This is a genomic window from Micromonospora sp. WMMD1128 (assembly GCF_027497235.1).
Taxonomy (GTDB): Bacteria; Actinomycetota; Actinomycetes; order Mycobacteriales; family Micromonosporaceae; genus Micromonospora.
Window position 1 is genome coordinate 3,189,955 of record NZ_CP114902.1, and the last position, 22,031, is coordinate 3,211,985.

Consider the following 22,031-nt stretch of genomic DNA (forward strand, 5'->3'; position numbering starts at 1 on the left):
ATTGACCAGTCACGTCACCCCCCTCCCCTCCCCCGGCCCGGCCCGGCCCGGCCCGGCCCGGCCCGGCCCGGCGATCATGAGGTTGACGGCGGTGTTGATCTCCACCGAAGCCGTCAACTTCATGATCACCCTTCTCTGCCGCTCCTCGTTCCGCCCGGCGGCAGCCCCATTAGCCGTGATCAAGGAGTTTGCGTCGAAGTCGATCTCCGTGGCTGACGCGAACTCCTTGATCACCTGCTGGCTCCCAGCACCGGCGGACCAATGGCGCGTGGTGGGGAAGCGCTTCGGCGGCCGTCGACTGTGTCGGTGGGCGGCGGCGGTTACCCGTGAGGGCGGTGGTCACGGGGCGCAGGGCCGGGAGTGTCGCCTCGGCGCGTTGTCCGGCAGTCGGGTGGAACGCCATGGGTGCCCGTGGCGCTCGGACGCACCCACGGCGTTCCAGCCGCCGGCAGGGTGGGATTTGAGTTGAGCGGCACGGGTGTCTGCGGTGCCGGGACACAACCATTGCGTTTCACCGACCACCGCGCATACCGCTGCGGTGACCACAACCGCCGGCCGATGCCGGACACCGCGCCGGGCCCGTGGACCAGGCGGACCGGCAAGCGCTTCGCGCAGCCCACCAGCGGCTTCCGGCAGGGTCAGAGCCGGCCCATGGGACAGGCGACGACGGCTGCCCGGCTCCCGGGAGCGAACAGATGACGCCCAGCCGGCGAAGAATCTCTTCCCGAGGTCGTGAGACGGGGCCCCTTCTATACCGGAGGCGTTAACAAGGGGCCCCGCCTTACCTCACATCGGGGGTGCGGAGGCGGCGGATCAGGCGCTGCCCGATGAAGGTCCGCCACACCCGCTCGGCGACCGTCGGCTCGACGATCCAGAGCCGGCGCTGCGCGTCGGCGAGGGTGAGCGGCGCGGTGAAGAGGTCCAGGAACAGCCGGCTGCTGCGGTTGAGCGCGAACACCTGCCCGTCGGCCCGCCGGAACAGGTGCCGGCCGGGCGGCAGCTCGCCCGTGCCGTCCTGGTCGTCCGACTGGATCCGCCGGTACGCCTCCCGCAGCTGCTCGTCGTCGTGGTCGACGAAGCAGCCGTTGGCGAGGAACTCGGTCCGGTCGTCGGAGTCCAGCCGGACCCGGTCGTCGGCGAGCACGCCACGCACCGACGTGCCGTAGCGGTCGTGGTAGAAGAACGTGTGCGGGGTGTCGGTGGAGCCGAGCCACGGGCGGTGGAAGTGCCCGGGGTTCAGGTCGGCCTTGGCCTGGGCGACCTCGTCGCGCGCCGCCTCGGTCACCGGCTCGTCGTACTGGAGAACCCGGACGATGTCCGAACCCTCCACCGGCCGGACGTTGGTGAGGCCGAACCGCTCCGGCTCCTTGGCGACGATGGCGCCCGGGGTCAGCATGAAGTCGCCGAGCCCGCCGAGGGTCCACAGGTCCGGGTTGTCGCGCAGGAACGTGATGCTGTCCAGCGCCTCCTCCCGGGTCTCGGTGGGGAAGCCGGTGAAGCCCATCATCTGCACCCCGATGTTGGCCTTGGTCATCGCCGTCATGGTGCGGCGTACCTGCTCCGGCTTGGTGCCCTTGTCGATCAGGTCGAGGATGCGTTGGTTGCCGGACTCGAAGCCGACCGAGATGGCCACGCAGCCACTGCGCCGCAACAGCTCGCAGCGCTCGTCCGACCAGTACTTCTCCAGCCGGATCTCGGCCCCCCAGCGGAAGTCGAGCCCCCGTTCGACGACGCGCTCGGCGAAACGCAGGATGGTGGCGGGCGCGAGCACGTCCACCGAGAAGTAGATGAACTTGGCGAACTTCGACAGCTCGGTGACGTCCGCGACCATCGTGTCCACCGTGTCCTGCCGCCACGGGCTGGTCGGGCCGTCGGTGTTCAGGCCGTAGTCGCAGAACGTGCACTTGTTCCAGTAGCAGCCGCGCGTCGGCGAGTAGTAGACGAACCGCTCCGGGCTGAGATAGAGGTCCCACGGCAGGCCGGAGAAGTCCGGGACGGGCACCTGCGCCAGGCGCTCGTAGCGCAGGGGCAGGTGGCGCTGGCGGCCGTACTTCGGGTGCAGGCGGACGTTGGGATGCCCGCCCGGCAGGGTCCCGGTCGCCACCGCGTCCAGGATCTCCGTGTACGCGCTCTCCCCCTCCCCGACCACGATCGCGTCGAAGTCGGCGAGCACCTGGAAGACGTACTCGGGCCGGCTGGCGCACTTCCAGACGTCGGAGATCTCGGTGCCGCCGGCAATGAGGAAGACGTCCGGGCAGGCCCGCCGGACGAGCCGGGCGATCCAGAGCGCGAACGGGAGCTGCCACTGGTAGGTGGCGCTGATCCCGATCACCTGGTGCCCGCCCGCCACCAGCCGCGGGATCAGCACGTCCTCGTAGTAGGGCTGGAAGGGCCGGTTGAGCCGGCCGAGCAACGTCTCGTCGGTGAGCGCGGCGACCGAACCGACCGAGATCATCGGCGGCGGGTGGAGCCGGAAGCCGGCGCGGAACTGCCCGGGGAAGCCGACCGCGCCGAGCGCGTCCATCCAGGAGATCACACCCTCGACGGCGTCCTGGTAGTGCGCGTAGTCGTAGAACAGGGTCGGGTCCTGCAACACGCCGATCGACCGGCGCAGCCGCTCCGGGTCGGGGTCGGGCAGGCCGAGCTGGTTCGCCCGGGCCATCAGCGCGTCCGGGCCGCTGAGGTCGTCGGTCGAGCGCCGGGACAGTTCCCGCCGCAGCCACTCGTACGCCGACGGGGTGTACGAGTGGTGGAACGCCTCGATGTTGGCGTCGATGATCTCCGCCGGCCGGTGTCCCTGCGCCCGGGCGTACGAGTCGAGGTAGTTCAGGGAGTGGTATCCCGAGGTGGGATCGGTCAGCGGGGGGTAGATCAGTGCCGCGTTCACCATGCCGCTCATCGACTCCTCCTCAGCCGACCCGGGCCGCGGAACCGGCCAGGGTCTCCTCCGGCGCGCGCTGCGCCACCGCCGGCAGCCGGGGGGCGCCGAACGCCTTCACGTACGCCACCAACGGTTCGGCGGCGTACCGGAACGCCGCCAGGTCGACGAAGCCCCGGTCCCACGCCGCCGCCTCAAGCCCGTCGGCGCCGCAGCCCCACAACGCGGCGAAGCACTCGTCGACGACCTCGGTGCGGAAGTGCAGCCGACCACCTGGGCGGCGGCGTCCCGTCGTACGCGGGACGAGCGTCTCGTTCAGCGACGCCGCGGTCGCCGCGACCTGCCGGGCCGCGGCGAGCATCGCGGGGGTACGCAGCGGCGCCGCGACCATCCACAGGGCCAGGCTGCGGTAGGGCGTGGTGCCGAAGGCCCGCACCAGCACCCGCAGCACCGCCTCGCGCTGGTCGAGCGCGCGCTCGCGCTCGGTCAGCCAGTCGGACCCGGTCGGTGTCGGGTGGGTCAGTCCGCGGCGGCGGGCGACCTCGTGGGCGCGTTCCTCGACTGTCGGGTCGGCGAGGTCGGCTCCGACCAGTCCGGCCAGCACCGCGCGCCGGTGCCAGGTCGGCGCCTCGGGGTGCGTCAGCATCAGCACCGCGGCGGCGTCCCGGTCGTTCACCCGGTGCCCGCCGACCGACGCCCCGGCGAACCGCGCCCGCCAGCTGTCGAGGAAGCGGGTGTGCAGATTGTCGATCGGCTGGTCGGCGGCGTGCGCCGGGCACAACTCGGGCGCGTTACGCGCCGCCATCGACAGCAGCGTCCGCGCGTCGGCGCTCTTGGCGTCCCACGGGTTCCGCCGGTGCCAGGCCAGGAAACGGTCCACAGTGGCCGCCGCACCGGGCGGCGCGGTGTGCGCCAGCGCGCGGTACGACCGCCGCCGGAACGGCAGGTCCCGGCCGGTTTCCAGCAGCAGCGTGGCCTCGGCGTCGCTGAGCACACCGGCGGCGACGGCGCGGCGCAGCGCGACCCGGATGTTGACGAGCGGCTCGCTCAGGCCGCGGTGGCCCTCCTCGGCCGGCCCGTGTACGACCGCCACCTCGTCGTCGCCGGTGACGACGCCGTCGCGGTAGAGCCGGAACACCTCGCCCACGCCGCGCATCCCGAACGGCCACAGCTCCGCGGCACGCAGCGCGCCCATGCTGGCGGCGCCGGCCACGGTCACCCCCCGGTCGAGCAGGTCGAGGATCTCCCGGTGGCGGACCGGCGGGTGTTGCAGGAAGAACCCGTCGATCACGAGGACCCGGTCGCCGGGGCCGACGTCGAGGCGCAGCAGGTCGCCGTGCGCCACCGGGGGCAGCACCACCGCGTCGGGCAGCAGCCGGCCGACCTCGTCGGCCGGCAGGCTCGGACCGATGTAGACGACGTCAGTCACGTGGCACTCCCGGTCGGGTACTCAGGGCCCGCTCGTCGAACATCCGCAGGCCGGGGGCGAACACCTTGCTCACCGGGATGCCGATGTCGTCGTGCGTCAGGTCGACGCTGAACGGCTCGACGCCGGTGACCCGCCGTACCCGCGACGCCAGTTCGCGCAGCACCTGGGTGACATCGCCGGCGGGCGGCGGATCCCGGCGGACCGGCCGGACCGGCCGGTCGACGGTGGGTGGGGGCACCGGCGCGGCGCCGACGTCGCGGTACGCGGTGGCGTCGATGTCGTCCCGGGCCCCGGAGATCATCACCAGCCGCGACTGCGCCGCCTCGGCCATGGCCCGGCCGACGGCGATCTCCGGGTCCACGTGGCACCCGAAGCCGCCGAAGGTGACCGGCAGGTCCTCCGACCAGATCGAGGCGGCGTAGCAGGGCACGCCGAGGGCGTTGGTGATGTCGCAGACCTCCACCCAGCAGCCGGCCCGCACCAGCGCCTCGTGCACGGCGCGGGTCATCGCGTTGGTGGCGGTGCCGGGGTCGGCGTAGACGCGCTCGGACAACGGCGAGGTGCAGTACGGGGCGATGCAGTCGCGTTCGATGACCTCCAGCAGGGCGTGCAGGCTGGCCTCGGCGAAGGTGTTCCCGGTGGCGAGTCCGTTGCTGCTGGGCGTGAACAGGGCGCGGTCCCAGCCGCGCCGGACGGTGAAGTCGAGTTCGATGGTGGCGCGGGGCACCAGGCAGTCCGCGCCGGTCACCAGCCCCCGGCCGGCCACCCAGTCGAGTTCGACGGCGGAGGTCACGGGCGAGCGCTCGGCCAGGTGCAGCCAGCGGACGTCGTACGGCAGGTCGAGCGCCTCGGCCGGGGACCGGACGACGGTCCCCGGCCGGAGGTTCTCGGCGTGCCAGGACTCGATGCTCTCCATCACCGCGCTGACCCGGGCCTGCGTCGCCGTGGCGCCGGTGCCGACGCTCACCGCCATGGTGGCGCCGACCGGCCGGTAGGCGACGTGCACCGGGAGGCCGATCTCGTCGAGCCGGGTGATGTCGGCGACCCGGGTGATCCGGAACCTGTCGAGCATGCCACCGACCCGTGCCCAGGTCTGCTCCACGGTGGCCGTCCGGTAGGTGCCGGATCGGAAGGCGATGGTCTCGGTCGTGTCAGTCATCGAGGCTCCCGGCGGGGGTGGAACTCAGAGGATGAGAACGGCGATGACGTTGACGTTGTTGTCGGCGACCGGGGCCACGCCACCGGCGACGGTCTCCAGTTCGGCCTCGGTCAGCTCGTTGAGGTCGACCAGCGGCACCTCCGGCACGTGCAGCACGTGCCGGCCGGGCGTGCCGGACCAGTCGGCGACGATCTGGTCCTTGGTGTAGAGCGTGGCGGGCTGGGCGCGGTCGACCTCGACGGTGGCGCCGGGGGCGACCGGAAGGCCGGCGGCGGTCGCGTACGCGGTCGGGTCGGCGAGGAGCCGCTGCAGTTCCTCGTCGCTGCGCCACACCGCGGTGACCAGTTCCGAGTACTTCGTCACGAACCTCGCGCCGTATTCCTGGTCGTCGTTGCTCATCGTTCGGTCCTTTCCTCGGGGGTCGCTGCGGGAGGAGGGTTAATCGTTGTGGCGAGAACGCTAGGAATAGCGGTGTTCGACAATCAAGCTTTTCTTCCGGCTGCCATCAGAATGTGCCGCGCCACCCGCTGGGCGGCAGACATCGGTGTCAGGTGCAGCAGCACGGGCAGCAGCAGGCGCAGCTGGAGTCCAGGCCGGCGACGACGCTGTCCAATTCGTCCTCGGCCAGTTCCGCCTCGGCCACCGGCAGCAGCGACGGCACGAAGAGCACGAAGGCGCCGGTGGCCCCCGCCCGCTCCCACGACTCGACCTGCACCTCAAGGTCCGGATCGGCGTCGGCGACGTCGCGCACCACTCGGACCTGCACGTCTTCGGGCAGTTCAAGCCCGTAGCCGGCGAGGAATCCGCGCGGATCCGCGTCGAGCGCCTGTTCCCTGGCCGGGTCGGCCCAGACGTCGGCGACCAGTCGGCTGTACGCGGCCACGAAGACCGCTCGATCGACAGGTGTCACACCCCTACTCCCTTCGACGGCGGGCCGGCGGCGGCGTCGCCGCCGGCGGCCACAGGCGGCGCGGGAGATTCCGGGCCGCCGGTTCGCTTCATCGTGGGGCACCGGTGGAGCCGGTCCGCCCGGAGCGGGGCAATTTCATCGAATGTGGCCGCGAAAAGGTCGCGCTGCGGCGAAAGCCGGGTAATTTGGGAATGAGCGACGGGCGGCGGTTTGCGATTCTAATGACCGGCACCACTGTGGACAAGTAGTAATTCCTCGCCTGTCACCCGACCGGTGCCCGCACCTACGCTGCGATCGTCGGGCCGTCCCCCGTGACAGCGGTTCGACGGCGCGCCGTGTTCCGTCACCGAGATGTTGCCGGAGGCCACCGTGACCATCGACGAGGTGACGACGACGCCCGGCGGTTCGGCCGGGTACACCGTGGAGGAGCTCGCCCGCAAGGTCGGGATGTCGCCGCGCAACATCCGCGCCCACCAGGCCCGTCGACTGCTGCCCCCGCCGGTGCGGCACGGCCGGGCCGCGTTCTACGACGACTCCCACGTGCGCCGGTTGGACGCGATCCTCGCCCTGCAACGGCAGGGCTTCAACCTCGTCTCCATCGAGGCGATGCTCGGGGTCCGGGCACGGGACGAGGCGTCCGACGGGCTGACCGCGATGCTGCAACGCCTGACCACCGACCGTCCCGCGTTGGCCCACGCGCTGACCCGGCACGGCGTGATCGGACGGACCAGCGACGGCACCGTGCGCACCGTCCGGCCGCGCCCGCTGCGCGCCGCCCTGGACCTGCAGCGGGTACGGGTGGGCACGGCGCCGGCCCTGCAGACCCTCAGCGAGGTGCTGGACAGCCTCCGGCCGGTGGCCGACGAACTGGTCGCCGCCGTCACCGCGCGGTTGCTTGCCCTCGCGCCGGACCTGGTACGCGGCGGTGCCCGGTCGTCCTGGGCCGACCTGGACCGGGAGACGCTGCTGCTGACCCAGGGTGTGGTCAACGTGCTCAGCGAGGCGTTCCGGCTGGCCGTGGAGAACCAGGCGGAGGCGCACGTCGCGGAGCTGCTGGAGAACCACCTCGACACGGACGTGTGCCTGGAGGACAGCAGTGTCATCGACAACGGCTGACCGCCGTGGTCAGCCCGTCGCGGGCTGACCGTCCGGCTTCCGGCTCTCCACCACCACGTCCGCGGGCTCCGGCTCGGTCAGCAGTTGCCGCCGCGCCAACCTGTGGAACAGCCCGTCGGGTTGATCCATCAACTCGTCGTAGCTGCCCCGCTGGACGATCCGCCCGGCGTCGAGGACCACGATGGTGTCCGCCGCGCGGACCGTCGACAGCCGGTGCGCGATGACCACCCGGGTCGCGGCCAGCGTCGCGGTGCTCCGGGTGACCACCTCCTGGGTCCGGTTGTCCAGTGCGCTCGTCGCCTCGTCGAAGAAGATGATCCGGGGCCGGGGCGCCAACGCGCGGGCGATCAGCACCCGCTGGCGCTGCCCGACGGAGAGCGTCCCGCCGCCGAACGGCACCATGGTGCTCATTCCCATCGGCAGCGCCTCCAGGTCGTCGGCGAGTCCGGCCATCCGCGCCGCCTCCCAGACCTGGTCCAGCGGGAAGCTGCCGGCGCCGCAGATGTTGTCCCGCACCGAGCCGGCGAAGAGCTGGCCGTCCTGCAGGACCACGCCGCACTGCCGGCGGACCGCGTGCACGTCGAGCTCGGAGAGGTCCTGGCCGTCGTAGAGCACCGCGCCCTGCTGCTGGCGTTCGAAGCCGAGCAGCAGCCGCAGCAGGGTGGACTTCCCGCAGCCGCTCGGCCCGACGATGGCGACGAACTCACCCGGGCGGACGTGCAGGTCGATGTCGACGAGCACCGGCGGCTCGTCCGGCTGGTAGGCGAAGGTGAGCCGGTGCAGCGCGATCTCGCCGCGCAGCTCGCCGGGGTCCACCCGGTCCGGCCGCGCCTCGGGCTCGGCGCGCAGGATCTCCCGCAGGCTGCCCAGCCGGGACACCGCCGCGACCACTTCCACCCCGGCCGACACCAGCACCAGCAGCGCGCCGAGCAGCATCGCGAAGCCCACGTTGAGGACGAAGAAGTCGGCCGGCGCCACCCGGCCGGCGAGCGGTCCCATCAGCACGGCGAACAGGACCAGTTGGCCGGCGACCGGCAGCACGGTGGCGAAGGCGACCAGGCCGGACTGGCTCTGCCGGACCCGTTGCAGCGCCGCCCGGGCCACCGCGGCCGTCTCCGACCACCTGGCGTGCGCCCGGGCCTCGGCCGCCGCCAGCTTGATCTTGACGATGCCGCCGAGCAGCTGGTTGGTCATCGTCGCCGTCCGGTGCTCGGCCGGCAACGCGGACCGCTGCCGGCGGACGATGAGCACGGCGAACGCGACGAACGCGAGCGTGGTGACCGCGACGATCGCCAACCCCCACAACCCGAGCACGGGCTCGACCACCAGGAGCAGGCCCAGGGTCACCGCGACGGTCGCCGCCGCCGAGACGACCTGCGGCAACAGCGCGCTCAGCGCCTCGCCGACGAACGAGATCCCCAACATCGAGTTGGCGATCTCACCGCTGCTGCGGCCGGTGAAGAAACGGGCCGGCAGCCGCATCAGCCGGTCCCAGATCGCCATCTGCGCGCCGGACTGCAACCGCCCGTCCAACCGCAGCAGCCGCAGATTCTGCACCACGCCGACCAGCCCCGCCACCACCGCGGCGCTGAGCAGCAGCGCGAGGAAGCCGACCAGCCCGTCGACCTCGCCCTGCCGGGCCAACTGGCCGAGCACCTCGCCGGTCGCGAGCGGCACGCCCAGGCCGAGCAACCCCACGCAGGCGGCGGCGACCAGCAGGCCCCGCACGTCGCGGGCCGCGCCGACCAGCCCGGCCCGCAGCAGGTGGCGCATCCGCGCGGTCGACGGCAGCGGCGCCTGCACCTGGGTCGCCTCGGCGGCGAACGTCGCGGCCACCGTCGCGTCGACCGGGCCGTGCGCCCGGGTGTCCGGGTCGACGTGGTGGTAGCGACCCCGGCGGAACACCAGCGGCACCGCGACGGCGCGCTCCGGGTCGACCGCGACCCGCCACCCCACGAGCGGGCCCAGGTCCCGTCGCCACCAGCGGTCCGGCAGCCGCACCTCGCGCAGGAACAGGCTGGACGCGCGGGACACCGCATGCACCGCCGCCCGGTCGTCGAGCGGCACACGGCTGCGATCGGCCGGCTCGTTGACCGGGCAACCCATGCCCTCGGTGACCACCCCGACCACCGAAACCGCCCGACCGTACCTGTCGAAGCCGGGCTCATCCTCCGGAACCGGCACCGCTTCCCCCGCGCCGATCACCCCGATCGACCGGCGGGCCGCCGCGGCGAGCACCGCGGCGTCGATCTGCCGGCGCCGCTCCACCGCGCGCAGCAGGGCGGCGTCGGCCTCCTCGATCCGGGTCTCCACCATCCGCAGCAGCCGCGCCACGTGCTGGTCCACCGCCGCCCGGAGCTGACCGGTGACCAGCAGGTCCCAGCTGCCGTGGCTCTCCACCGCGCAGGCCGACTCGGCCACCACCCAGTCGCGCTCGGCGACCAGCAGCAGCTCCCGCTCCCCCGACATCTCCGCCGGGCCGCCGTCGTTGCGGCGCAGCTGCGCCCCGGCGCTGCGCAGCCACCACGCGCCGGCGGTGGAGGTGACCGCGCTCCCCGGCGCCAGCGAGACGATCTCGCGTCCGCGCAGGGTGGACGCCTCCCGGGGCGCCTGCCCCCGGCGCATCGCGTCGGCGACGGCGACGAGCACCAGGTCCACCGCCGCGACCAGCTCCGTCGCGGCGGTCCGCGCCCGCGGCGGCACCTCCTCGTCCCCGGCGCGACCGACCCGGACGTGCCGCTCCAACCGGGACAGGTGGTGCCGGGGCAACCCCCGCAGTTCCGTGCCGGGCAGCGGCACCAGGATCAACTGCCACGCGCCGATCGCGGTGGACGTCGGCACCAGGCCGCCCGCGGGCAGCCGGGCCACGTGGTGGCGGCGCGACGGGCTCATCCCCGCCCGGCGCACCGCGAACAGGTCGGCCTCGCCACCGGACACCAGCCAGCCGGCCACCGGGCCGTCCAGGCGACAGACCTCCCGTACGCCGTCGCCGCAGAGGCCGATCAGGCCACCGCCCGGGAGGTCCTCCACCGCGCCACTCATCAGTGTCTCCTCGGATCGTCGTGGTCAGTGGTCCCGGACCAGGCGCGCGTACGCCCCGTCCCGGGCGACAAGTTGCTCGTGGGTGCCGCGCTCCACCTCCCGACCGCCGTCCAGCACGACGATCAGGTCGCAGTCGCGGACCGTGGACAGGCGGTGCGCCACGATCAGACAGGTCGCCCCGCGCCGGCGCAGGTGCATGTCGATCCGGCGCTCGGTCTCGGCGTCGAGCGCGCTCGTGGCCTCGTCCAGCACCAGCACCCGGGGGTTGCGGACGAGCGCACGGGCGATCTCCAACCGCTGCCGCTGACCACCGGAGAAGTTGCGGGCGTTCTCCCGCACCGGGCTGCCCAGGCCGCCCGGGCGGGCGGCGACCTCGTCGTAGAGGCAGGCGTCGGTGAGCGCGGTGACGACGTCCTCGTCGGCGATCGTGAGGTCCCACATGGTGACGTTGTCCCGAACCGTTCCCTCGAACAGCCGCTGGTCCTGGTCCACCATGGCGACGGTGGCCGCCCACAGCCCGCCGTCTGCCTCCGACCGTTCCAGACCGTCCACCGTGACCCGCCCGGTCCACGGACGGTAGAGGCCGGCGACCAGCCGGCCCACCGTCGACTTGCCGCTGCCCGACCGCCCGACGAGCGCCACCCGGGCGCCCGGCGGCAGGTCCAGACTGAAGTTCTCCAACAGCGGACGGCCCAACGGGTTGTAGCCGAAGGTCACGTCCTCGATCCGCAGATGACCCTCCATCGGTGCCAGCGGCCCGGCCGACCGGTCCTCGACCGGTGCCAGCGGATAGCGCTCCACGTCGCGCAGCCGGTTGAGGTCGGCGCTCATGTCCTGCAGCCGGGAGCCCAGCGCGGCCAGGTTGCCCAACGGCCGGTTCATCGCGACGGCCAGGCTCTGCATGCCGACGAGCACGCCGACGCTCATCGCCTCCGCCACCACCTGCCGACTGCCCAGCCCCAACAACACCGCGGTGGTTCCCGAGGCGAGGAACACGGGCAGGACCGAGAGCACCGCGGTGGGCACCCCCAGCCGCTGCTGCCGGCTGGTGACGGTGGCGTTGCGGGCGGCGAACCGGGCCACGGCCCGTTCCTCCTCGCCACCGGCCTTCACCGTCTCGATCATCTGGACGGTGGTGTACACGGTGGTCACCAGCTTGCTGCGGTCCGCCTGCAATCCGGCGACAGCCGTCGACCGGGTCGAGGCGACGTAACGCAGCACGCTGACGTTCAACCCGGCCAGGACCACCGCGCACAGCCCGAGCAACAGGTCGTACTGGCAGAGCAGCGCCCCGTACGCCAGCACCAGGGCGGTGTCCACGACGGTGGTGGCCGCCCGGCGGGTGAGCACCTCGGCGACGACCTCGTTGCCGCGGACCCGCTGGCTGAGGTCGGCGGCCTGCCGCTGGTCGAAGAAGGTCGGCGGCAGCCGCAGCAGATGTCGGAAGAACCGGGCGGCGCTGCCCAGGGCCAGTGTCGTCTCCGACCGTACGGTCAGGCGTTGCTGGAGCAGGCTGGCGAGGAAGGTCAGCACGGCGGCCACCGCCACCGCGGCCACCAGGCCGGCGAACGCGGCCCGGTCCTCCTGCAACAGCACCCGGTCGACGAAGATCTGGGCCATCACCGGGATGGTCAGACCGACCAGGGCGATCAGCAGGCCGAGCAACAGCATCTGCGCGATCGCCGAGCCCGGGCCGCGCCACCGCTGCGCCAGCGCCCGCAGCAGCCGGTAGCGGGCGCCACCGGGCTCGAACTGCGGGCCGGGCTCCATGGTGAGCACGATGCCGGTGAAGGCGCCGTCGAACTCCTCCCAGCTCACCGCGCGTGGCCCGGTGGCCGGATCGTTGATGTGGACCTTGCGGCCGAGCCCCTCCAGCACCACGAAGTGCTCGAACCGCCAGAACAGCACCGCCGGCAACGCCACCCCGGCCAGGCCGCCCAGATCCATCTGGAAACCCTTGGCCACCATCCCGTACCGCCGGGCGCCCTTGAGCACGGTGGCTGCGGTCGAGCCGTCCCGGCTCACGCCGCACACCCGGCGCAGCTCCTCGAGCGGCACGTGCCGGCCGTGGTGACCGAGCAGGATCCCGAGCGCGGCGGCGCCGCACTCCACCGCCTCCATCTGGATCAGGGTGGGGGTACGCACCCGTCGACGTCGGATCCGGGGCAGCTCCGGCGCGCCGATCGCGGCGGTCCTCGGCCCGCTCATCGCCGCAGCAACCAGTCGATCGGGTGATCCTGGTCCACGGTGAACCAGGCGGTGACCTCGCTTGCCGAATTGAGCTGGAACGGCGGCGGGGACTTGGTCCACCGCAGACCGCCCGGCGCGGCCGGGTCGGCCTCCAGCGCGACCGTGACCCGGACCACGCTGCCCCGGGCGAGCAGCCGCCGGACGTCCGGCCCGGTGCCCAGGAAGGCACGCAGCGACGCCTCCGTCTCCGGGAAGGCACCGACCGTGCTCACCCGACCGGCCAGGGTGCCGAACACGTTGCGCGGCGCCGCCGCGGCGGCCACCTCGACGGGTACGCCCGGTTGCAGCAGCGGCGCGGCGACGGCCGGCGCGTACACGACGGCCTGCAACGCGTCCCCGGCGGTGTCGAGCCGTTCCAGGTCGGCCAGGTGCGAGCCCGGGGTGACGATCTCGCCCTCCGAGACCAGCCAGGCGACGACGTACGCGTCACCCGGCGCGGTCTCCACCCGCACCGCGCCGTCGGACGTGCGCAGGCTGTAGAGCGGGGTGCCCTTGGGCACCCGCTGGTGCGGGGACGCCCACACCTTGGTGACCTGACCGCTGTCGAGCGCGTCGAGGGCGGAGATCCCGTTGGAGTGGATCAGCACCCCGGCCGCCTCGACGGTCCGGGGCACCACCGTGCGCACCGACCAGACACCGGCCGCGATCACGACGATGACGAGCGCGGTGGTGGCCAACCAGCTGGGCACGGTGGTCAGCCGGACCGCCAGGTCCAGTTGCTCGGGCGCCTCCAACTGGCGCAACGCCTGCCGTCGGAACTTCACGGCCGGGCCCCCGCCCGCCCGAGCCCCGGCGGCACGTCGGCGCCGCGCGAGCCGAGCAGGAAGTCGGCCACGCTCGGCTCGACCAGCGGATCGAGCCCGGACAACTCGGCGAACGCCTGGGAGTCGCCGGCGCCGAGCGCGCACGGCGCCAGCCCCATGGCGGTGGCGACGAGATACATCTGCTGGGTCAGCACACCCGCGTCCTTGAGAATCATGGCGTAGCTCATCCCTTCGTACTTCCACATCAGTCGCTGGACCCGCGCGGTGACCAGCAGAACCGTCTGCGGCGGCCGGGGCATGGCGCCGGCCGCCCGGGCGTACGCCAACAGCCGGTCGGCGGCCGGCGCCCAGCCGGCGACCGGCTCCAGCCGGTGCCCGACGGCGTCGTAGTGGTAGAGCCCGGGGTCCAGCCCGGCGCACCGCGCGACAAGCGGATAGATCTCCAGTTCGTAGACCCCGCCGCCGCCCGGATAGGGCCGGTGGCCCACCTCCTGCCCGCCGGCCTCGCCGACGGCGGTGGTGTGCTGCGAGCGGTACAGGAACTCCGCCAGCCGCTCGATCGGCAACGGCACCGCGTCGTCGTGCTCGCGGATGCTGCGCCGATCGGCGACGACCTGACTGAACCCCGGATCCGCCTTGGCGATCGTCGCCAGGTCCGGCAGCGGCAGCTCGACCGCCCGGTCCCGGTCGTAGGGGCGGCGCAGCGGCTGCGGGGCGAACCGCTCGCGCATCCGGTAGGTGCCGCCCACCGGCAGCGCGTGCCGGCCGGCCCGGGACCGCTGGTGCAGCCGCAACTCCTCCGGCGACCAGTAGGCGAGCGGCGCGTCGTCGCGTTCCGCCTCGAACTCGGCGTCGGTGACCAGGACCCGGGCGGTGGCCAGCTCGTCGAGCACCCGACCGGCGGCGGCCGGCGACACGCCGAGCGTGCGGGCCACCGTGTCCGGGCCGACGCCCGGCACGGCGGCGGCCAGCACCGCGCCGACGGCGGCGTCGGCGCAACCGACCACGAGGGTGCTCAGCGACGACGCGGCCACCAGCATGTCCCGTTCGTGCTGGAGGGTGGCGAAGCGGGACAGCCGGTAGCGGACGCCTGGGGCGTGGGTGCGGCTCTCCGGCAGGCTGCCCCGGCCCAGGCCGGTCGGCACCAGGTCGAGCAGCGCCCGGTCGTCGACCTGGACGCGGCGCTCCAACCAGGAGTGGGCCAGCAGCCGGCGCAGCAGCAACTGCGCCGGCAGCACCCGGCTCTCCCCCTCCAGGCCGCTGATCAGCCGGCCGACCTCGACGTCACCGACCCAGTCGGCGGCGAGCCGCAGCAGCAGCGCCCGCCGGCCCATCCCCGGTCGCTCCAGGGTGAGCTGGAAGCGGGTCTGCCGCAGGGTCAGCGAACCGTCCTCACCGAGTCGCAACTCCGCGTCGCGGCGCAGCCGGTAGGACTCCTGGATCGGCGGGCCGCCGTTGGAGCCGCTCACGGCGACCGCCGGCCGTCCGGATCGGTGCTCATCTCCACGTCCCTCCCCCGGTTCCCGGCAGGTCGACAGCGTCGGTCAGAAAAAGACGTTCAACGGATTCGCCGACGTCTCGTCGACGGCCACCGGGCCGCGGCCGAGGCGGGCCGGGACCTCCCACAGCCGGCCCGGACCGAGCCGGCGCCAGAAGTGCCGCAGCCCCGGCACCACGACCTTCACCACCGCCAGCTCGATGTCCGGACGGGACTGGTCGACGACGATCACCTCCAGGCCGGCGCGCTCCGCCCGGCCGACGCAGCGACGCACGTCGTCGCCGACGTCGCCGGTGGCAAGCGTCGGGTGGTCGGCGGCGGTGCGCGGTGGCCGGGCCGGGTCCGGGGACAGCCAGGGCTGGTCGGCCACCCGAACGGTGCCGAACCAGCGCGCGGTGTCCGGGTCGTCGACGCCGTACCTGTTACGGCTCGACGTGGGACCGGGAACGGCGGGCAGGAACTGGTTCACCTCGGTCAGCGCCCGGGTCAGCGCGACCCGCGCGTCCAGGTGCGCGCCGAAGCCGACAAGCACGTCCTCCGGCCCGCCGTCGGCCCGCCGGGATACCGCCGCGAACGCCGGTACGCCGAGGTCGGCGGTCAGGTCGAGGGCCCACAGCTCGCGGCCCAGGGCGGTGGCGTGGTGCGCCACGCAGGCGGCCGTCCACGGGTCGGCGAACGAGGCGAGGTCCACCCCCGGCATCCGGGAGCGGTGATACCACCACAGGGCCACGCTGTCCCGCTCGACGAGTTCGCAGAAGCCCTGCAGGATCGCCTCGGAGCGGGTGCCGCCGGCCGCGCTGCCGTTCGAGTCGGCCGCGCACACCCCCGGCCCGGCCTGCTCCGGATGCCCGTACCAGCAGTACGCGGCGGGCAGCTCGCGCGGCGCCTGCCGGGTCAACGACCAGCCGGTGGTCCAGTCCAGTTCCGTCTCGTCAGCCAGCGGGCGCGGGATGCGGTGCAGATGGCCCAGGTCGCGGTTGAGCCGGTCGCGGTCGGCGTACTGGCGGTCCGAGAACAGCAGCAACTCGCGCAGGTGCAGCGCGCGGTCCGGGCCGAGCTGCCGGTAGGTCGCCCGGTGCACCGGGCGGTCGCCGCGCCACACCCCGCAGTAGCGCTCCACCGCCTCCCCGACCGCGCTCATCCGCGCCTGCAGGTCGGTGCGGCCCTTGCCGCCGCTCTGCCCGCGCAGGTTGCGGCGCAGCGCGGCGAGCTGGCGGGGTTGGGCGAAGTTGTGCCCGGCCGAATAGGTGTGGGTGACGCCGTTGTCGGTCGCCTCCAGCGGAGTCAGCCGGCTCACCACCCCCAGGTAGCGGCTGACGTGGTGGGCGAGCGCGGCGTACGCCTCGGCGGGGTCACGGGTGCGAGCCTCCGCGCCCCGGCTGGGCTCCGCGCCGCTGGGCGGCAGGTCGATCCGGGGCTCGGCCTTACCGACGAGATCCGGGTCGCCGCAGGCGGGGCACTGCGGTTGGCGTACCAGTTGGTGGCTCTCCGTGCTCAGGTCCCGGGTGTCCAGGGCGACCATCCGGCCGGTGAGGCGGGGCGACGTGCCCCGCACGGCGAGCACGGCGAGTTCGGCGGCGAGCAGCCCCGCGGCGGTGGTGGCCAGTCCGGGCAGGACCGCCCGGCCGGGCTGCGGCAGCGGACCGGCCAGGTCCTGCCCGCCGAGGAACGCGTTCACCTGCTCGTTCTCCTGCCAGCGTTGCCGCAGGCAGGCCCAGCAACCGGTGCGGCCGGGCACCAGGTGCGGCCCGAGGAGGACGACGTTGCCGTGCGGCCGGGCCAGGGTCCACGCCCGGCCGGCGGCCAGGTGGCGCTCGTTGAGCCGGGCCAGCCGGGGGTCGAGCATCGACGACGGAAGCACCAGCACCTGCGCGGCGCCCGAGTCGGCGTCCGGCGCATCCGGGTCGGCGTCCAGCGCGCCCGGGTCGGCGTCCGGTGCGCTCGGGTCGGCGTCCGGCCCGACCACGGTCGCGGTGAGCCCGAGGGCGCGCAACGCCCCGGCGACCTCGGCGACCCGCGGCGCCCCGAGGTCCACGATGGTGACCCGGCCGCCGGCCATCCACCGCAGCCCGGCCCCGGGGGGCACACCCCGGGCGTCCCAACCGGCGGCCTCGGCCGGCGACGCGTGCGCCGGACCGGACACGAGCAGGCCGTGGTCCCGCAGCCGGGCGAGGGCGGCGGCGACGGCGGCCATCGGGTGCCGGGCGGCCAGCCGGGCCACCACGTCGGCAAGCGGTACGGTGCCGTCGAGCCGATCGGCCAGCTCGGCGGTGACCGGGTCGTCGATGAGCAGGCTGCGGGTCTCCCCCAGCACCACGAGCGGACCGTCGGGCAGCCGCACCGGCAGGTAGTCCGATCGGAAGCGCGGACGCCACATGGTTCCTCCCGGGCCTGGTGGCCGGACCGCGACTGTGCCCCGCCCCGCCGGCGATCAGGGCTGCTGCCATCGTCGCGGTCCCGGGGGTCCGATCCCGAGTTCTGCCACCGGTTTCAGCCGTCGCCGGCAGCCCGGTCGGTGGCCGGCACGGTCAGGCGACGGCCGTCAGGCGGTGACCGTCAGGCGGCGGTGACGGTCAGCGCGGTGTCGTTGAGACCCAGCACCGAGGTGCCGGTGGCCTGTGCCGGCACCAGCAGCAGGAAGGTCTCCACCCGGGCCACCCGGATCGACTTCCCGCTCACCGGCGCGCGATGGCCGGTGGCGATCAGGTCCGGGCTCTGCGGCACCATCTTGACGGTGGCCGGGCCGTCGGGCGCCGGACTCAGCGTGTCGGTCGCGTGGATCGTCAGGAAGGTGAGCGTGCCGGTCGGCACCTCGACCGCGCAGTCCGACCACTCCGCCCGGTCCATCGTCCGTCGCACCGTCGCGCCGGCGCCGGCGAGCTGCTGCCCGTAGACCTCCCAACCGCCGGCGAACTGGCCGTCCAGCAGCGGGCTCGACGCGACGAGGGACCTGTTGCTCGTGGTGGAGCCGATGCTGCGGGCGAACACCTCGGCGGCGAGGGCCCGGCGGCTGGTCTCGTCCAGGGCCTCGCCGCCCTCCGTGGCCGGTCGGCCGTCGATGCTCCGGGCGACCACGAGCGACGGTTGGGTGACCTGGATGTTGTGACTGAGCTTCCACTGGCCGTCGGCGTCGAGCACGAACTGGCTGACGTCGGTGGGGGCCAGCTCCGAGCCGGCCAGCCGGAGGGTGGCCGTGGCCAGGAAGCAGGCCGGGTCGCCGGGCGGCACCGCGAAGGCCGGGTTGAGGTGCTGGAACGACGGCTGCGGACGCTTGTTGTAGGTGGCCCGGCGGACCGCGGCGATGCTGAGGTCCAGCGAGGGCGAGACCTCCTGGGTCCGCAGCGCCTCGACATCTCCGGCCACCGATGCCGCCGAGTCGGCCGAGTCGAAGGCGGTGAGCACCAGCGCGGCGCGGTCCCTGCCGAAGGTGGCCGAATCGGACGCCGCCGGCGCGGCCGCATCCACCGGTTCGTCCCCGCAGCCCGCCAGCACGAGCAACGCCAGCGCGGCGGCGGCGACCGGCATCGGCGGCGCGACGAGGCGGCGCGGGCTCCCAACGGATCTACTGCCCAGCATCTCGTCCTCCATCCGAAACCGGTGCACGGGAATCGCGCCCGATGCAGTCGAGTATGTGAGCGACGGTCGGAGCCCGCCGGTGGCGGCGCGGCCTCATGCTGCCGGGCCATCCGGCGTTGCACCGAATGACGTCATCCGGGCCGGATCGCGGTCACCGATCGGTGACATCGAGCCGGGCGACCCAGGCGACCAGAGCCGACCGGGACGCGACGCCCGCCTTGCGGTAGATCCGGGTGAGATGCGCCTCCACCGTGCGGGGACTGATGTTCAGCCGACGCCCGATCAACCGGCTGGTGACCCCGGTCGCCGCCAACTGCGCGATGTGCCACTCCCGATCGGTCAGGGCGGCGACCGCGCGCGCTCCGACCGGACTGGCCAGTCGCGCGCCGACCCGTTCCGTCCCGCACCACCGGGCCAGTTCCAGCGCCCGGCGGCGCGCCCGCGCCGCCGGAACGCCCCGGTCCGCGGCCTCGGCGGCCCGGGCCAGGGACGCAAGCGCGAAGCTGCGGCGCAGCGCCATCCCGCCGACGCGGAACAGATCGGCCGCGGACTCCAGATGAGGCAGCGCCGCCTCAACCTCACCGCGGGCGAGCAGCACCTCGCCGTACGCCGACTCGGCGAAGCCCCGCTGCCCGGGCAGCTCGACCCGCTCCGCCTCGGCCATCGCCAGCCGCGCCTGCCGCTCGGCGTCGGCCACCTCGCCCGCGGCGAGCGCGGCGGCACAGAGCAGTTCGTGCCACATCGGCCGCAACGTGTCCTGGAGGTGGCTCAGCCGGCTGTCGCCCCCGGCCGAACGCACCAGGTCGGCGCAGGTGGCCGGATCACCGGACAGCAACGTCGCGGTCGCCAACGCCGTCGCGGCGGTCCGGCCGGACCAGGTGGCGAGGTCGGTGGCGAGGTCGACGGCGCTGCGGGCCAGCCCGACCGCCCGTTCGTCGTCGCGGAGGCCACCACGCCACGCCGTCGCCTCCGCCTCGAACGCCAGGGCGAAACACAGCAGGTGGCGGCTGCCGATGCGCCGGGCGACGATGCCCGCCTCGGTGGCCAACCCGATGGCCGCGGTCAGTTGGCCGCTGTGGTAGGCCACCTGGCAGCGACCGAGCAGCAGCTGGCACAGGCCGTCGTCCCGGTGCGCGGCGCGGACAAGCGTCAACCCCCGGTCGAGGTGCCGCACCGCGTCGGCCTGACGTTCGAGATACAACGCGGTCAGGCCGAGCGCGGTCAGGCAGTCCGGATGGTCGCGCACGTCCCGGTCGGGCAGCGAGTCGACGATCCGGGCGCCGGCGTCGAGCAGACCCCGGGCGTCGTCGACCGCGCCGCCGTGGACGGCGGCCAGGCCGCGTACGGCCAGCAGGCCGGCCAGGTCCGCGCCGGAGCCGTCCGGGTCTCCGGTGAGCGCGTCGGGCAGTCCGGCCACCGGCCGCCCGGCGAGGATGCCGGCGGCGCCGATCTCGGTGGCGAGTCGGTAGCCGCCGGCGGGTCCGGTGCCGACCGGAAGGGCGGCCAGCTCGCGCCGGCTGATGGCCGCCGCCTCCGCGTAGTTCCCGAGGAGGCGCTCCACCCGCGCCCACAGCGCGACCGCCTGGGCCCGTCGCCCCTCCGGGTCGGCGGGGAGCAACGGCACGATCTCCTGGAGCAGGGCCCGGCTCTCGGCCAGGTCGCCCGCCTCCCCGATGACCCGGGCCAACGCCAGCGACACCTCCCGGTGACGCGGCGTCGAGCCGGCCGTCGGGCGCAGCGCCCGCAACGCCAGTCGCAGCCAGTGGATGGCCAGGTCCGGTGTCTCGCGCCGGATCTCCTGCGCGGCCCGGCAGAGCACGTCCACGCAGCGTTCGGCCCAACGGCCGCTCGGCAGGGCGAGCAGCCGCTCCGCGTAGCGGGCCCGCTCCGCGGGCGACGCGCCCAGATCGACGAGCGCGGTGAGCGCCCGCGCGCAGGCGTCCACCCGCCACGCCGGATCGGTATCCTGGGCGACCGCCATCCGCAGCACCGGATGCCGGAGGGCGAACCGTCCGGTGCCGGGCACCCGGCGGATCAGGTCGCGTCGGGCCAGCCGCCAACCGGCCTCGACCGCCAGGGCCGCGGGCACCTGCGCGACCTCGGCGAGCAGATCGGGGGCGAAGGGCGCGTCGAGGATCGCTCCGGCGCGCAGGCAGGCCAGGTCGACCGGGGGCAGGTCCGCCCACTCGCGGCGCAGCACCGCCATCGTCGCGTCGGACAGCCGGGCGCCCGGCGGTTCACGGACCTCCTCGGCGCGCTCCGCGGCCGGGCCGCCGGGCAGCGCCGCCAGGTAGCCGGGGTTGCCGCCGGTCAGCTCGTAGCGGGCGCGCAGCTCCGCCGGATCGACGCCAGGATGCAGGAGCGCGGTCTCGGCGAGGCTCAGGGGGTGGAGTTCGATCCGGTCGTGTGAGGCCGGTTCCGCCTCGACGTGTCCACCGGGATCGGGTGGACCGAACGGCATCGGCGTCGCCGTCTGCCGCGGCCGGTAGACGAGCACCAGCAGCAGCGGCGCGGGCACCGGATATCGCAGCAGATGGGCGATAAGGCCGGCGGAGGCGGCGTCCGCCCAGTGCAGATCGTCGAGGACCAGCACCAGGCCGTCCCGGGCGGCCAGGCCGATCAGCCGGCGGGCCAACTGGAAGGCCCGGAACCGCCGCGCGTCGGACGCCGACGTCGGCGGCGCCGCGGCGAAGCCCCAGATCTCCCCGGTCGCTCCGGTGGGTCGCCCGGCACCCAGCCCCCGTCGCGGTGACTGCCCCGCGGCGAAGGCGTGCCGGAACACGTGGAAGGGGACGCCCCGCTCCTCCGGCGCGCAGGTCCCGACCGTCCAGGGAACCTGGGGGACGCACTGGTGCAGGGCCTCGCGGACCAGTCGGGTCTTGCCGATCCCCGGCTCGCCGACCACCTCGCAGACCACCTGTCGCCCGCGGCTCAGGGCGGCGTCGTGGGCCCGGTCGATACGCGCCAACAGTGGTCGCCGCCCGACGAAACGGGGGCCCGTTGGCACATTATCCAGCCCAGTTGTCATCACGCAGCAAAACGCTTCCCGACGAACTCCAATGGGGATTGAACGCACTATACCGGAGCGCCGTCGACCGCCGAAAATACCGATGCGGCCCATCTATTTTCAGCAGCCGGGCCAAGGGCGCCTCTTCCCACATTCGCGCCACACCCTGCATAAGGGACCGGTCACCAAAAGGCCGGAACGATATCCCCGAAGCCCAATAAATTCGCCCGGATGCCGCGACCCGATCCGGCGATCTTGGAGGTTATGTCGGATTGATCCTTCTATCGGAGGCATAACCACCGCAGGGCGGCGGCTGTCACCGCCACCCCGCCCTCGGAACCCGGTGTTCCCTGAATTGCGACGGCGCGGGTGGGAGCGGTGATCCCGACACGCCAGTCGCCC

Annotated in this window: 14 protein-coding genes; 1 reads left to right on the forward strand and 13 read right to left on the reverse strand. The window is 73.7% G+C overall.

The genetic code is table 11. The annotated features are described in order from the left end of the window. Positions 1-9: 9 nt before the first annotated feature. The 6 genes from O7602_RS14655 to O7602_RS14680 form a co-directional block, all read right to left on the reverse strand. Positions 10-234 (reverse strand): hypothetical protein, encoded by a 225-nt coding sequence (locus O7602_RS14655; protein WP_281589689.1) that lies wholly within the window; start codon positions 232-234, stop codon positions 10-12. A 547-nt stretch (positions 235-781) separates the two neighbouring features. Next, a complete protein-coding gene (locus O7602_RS14660) occupies positions 782-2,899 on the reverse strand; it encodes a radical SAM protein (protein WP_281589691.1) in 2,118 nt (705 codons plus the stop codon). A gap of 10 nt (positions 2,900-2,909) precedes the next feature. Further along, complete coding sequence (locus O7602_RS14665) at positions 2,910-4,307, reverse strand: TfuA-like protein (protein WP_281589693.1); 1,398 nt, start codon at positions 4,305-4,307, stop codon at positions 2,910-2,912. Next, complete coding sequence (locus tag O7602_RS14670) at positions 4,300-5,466, reverse strand: YcaO-like family protein (RefSeq protein ID WP_281589695.1); 1,167 nt, start codon at positions 5,464-5,466, stop codon at positions 4,300-4,302. The genes O7602_RS14665 and O7602_RS14670 overlap by 8 nt, the downstream gene beginning before the upstream one ends. Before the next feature lie 24 nt (positions 5,467-5,490). Further along, complete coding sequence (locus tag O7602_RS14675; protein WP_281589696.1) at positions 5,491-5,865, reverse strand: hypothetical protein; 375 nt, start codon at positions 5,863-5,865, stop codon at positions 5,491-5,493. Between the two features lie 148 nt (positions 5,866-6,013). Then, complete coding sequence (locus tag O7602_RS14680; RefSeq protein WP_281589698.1) at positions 6,014-6,376, reverse strand: hypothetical protein; 363 nt, start codon at positions 6,374-6,376, stop codon at positions 6,014-6,016. A 369-nt stretch (positions 6,377-6,745) separates the two neighbouring features. Here O7602_RS14680 and O7602_RS14685 point away from each other — a divergent pair, with 369 nt between their 5' ends. Further along, the gene (locus O7602_RS14685; RefSeq protein ID WP_281589700.1) at positions 6,746-7,492 is read left to right on the forward strand and encodes a MerR family transcriptional regulator; all 747 of its coding nucleotides are present in this window, start codon (positions 6,746-6,748) and stop codon (positions 7,490-7,492) included. 9 nt (positions 7,493-7,501) lie between these two features. Here the strand turns inward: O7602_RS14685 and O7602_RS14690 are convergent, their stop codons facing one another. From O7602_RS14690 to O7602_RS14720, 7 genes are all read right to left on the reverse strand, one after another. Beyond that, the gene (locus O7602_RS14690; protein ID WP_281589702.1) at positions 7,502-10,534 is read right to left on the reverse strand and encodes an ATP-binding cassette domain-containing protein; all 3,033 of its coding nucleotides are present in this window, start codon (positions 10,532-10,534) and stop codon (positions 7,502-7,504) included. A 24-nt stretch (positions 10,535-10,558) separates the two neighbouring features. Further along, a complete protein-coding gene (locus O7602_RS14695; RefSeq protein WP_281589704.1) occupies positions 10,559-12,742 on the reverse strand; it encodes an NHLP family bacteriocin export ABC transporter peptidase/permease/ATPase subunit in 2,184 nt (727 codons plus the stop codon). Continuing rightward, positions 12,739-13,548: an HlyD family efflux transporter periplasmic adaptor subunit gene (locus tag O7602_RS14700; protein WP_281589705.1), complete on the reverse strand. Its 810-nt coding sequence runs from the start codon at positions 13,546-13,548 to the stop codon at positions 12,739-12,741. Before O7602_RS14700 ends, O7602_RS14695 begins: the two co-directional genes overlap by 4 nt. After that, positions 13,545-15,017 carry a SagB family peptide dehydrogenase gene (locus O7602_RS14705; RefSeq protein WP_281589706.1) on the reverse strand — a complete coding sequence of 491 codons (1,473 nt, stop codon included), beginning with the start codon at positions 15,015-15,017 and terminating at the stop codon, positions 13,545-13,547. The genes O7602_RS14700 and O7602_RS14705 overlap by 4 nt, the downstream gene beginning before the upstream one ends. Before the next feature lie 75 nt (positions 15,018-15,092). Continuing rightward, positions 15,093-17,423, reverse strand: a complete 2,331-nt coding sequence (locus tag O7602_RS14710) for a TOMM precursor leader peptide-binding protein (RefSeq protein ID WP_281589708.1) — start codon at positions 17,421-17,423, stop codon at positions 15,093-15,095. A gap of 179 nt (positions 17,424-17,602) precedes the next feature. Next, entirely contained in the window at positions 17,603-18,622 is a 1,020-nt protein-coding gene (locus O7602_RS14715) for a hypothetical protein (protein WP_281589710.1), read from the reverse strand. Between the two features lie 151 nt (positions 18,623-18,773). Continuing rightward, a complete protein-coding gene (locus O7602_RS14720) occupies positions 18,774-21,590 on the reverse strand; it encodes a LuxR family transcriptional regulator (RefSeq protein ID WP_281589712.1) in 2,817 nt (938 codons plus the stop codon). Between the last annotated feature and the right edge of the window lie 441 nt (positions 21,591-22,031).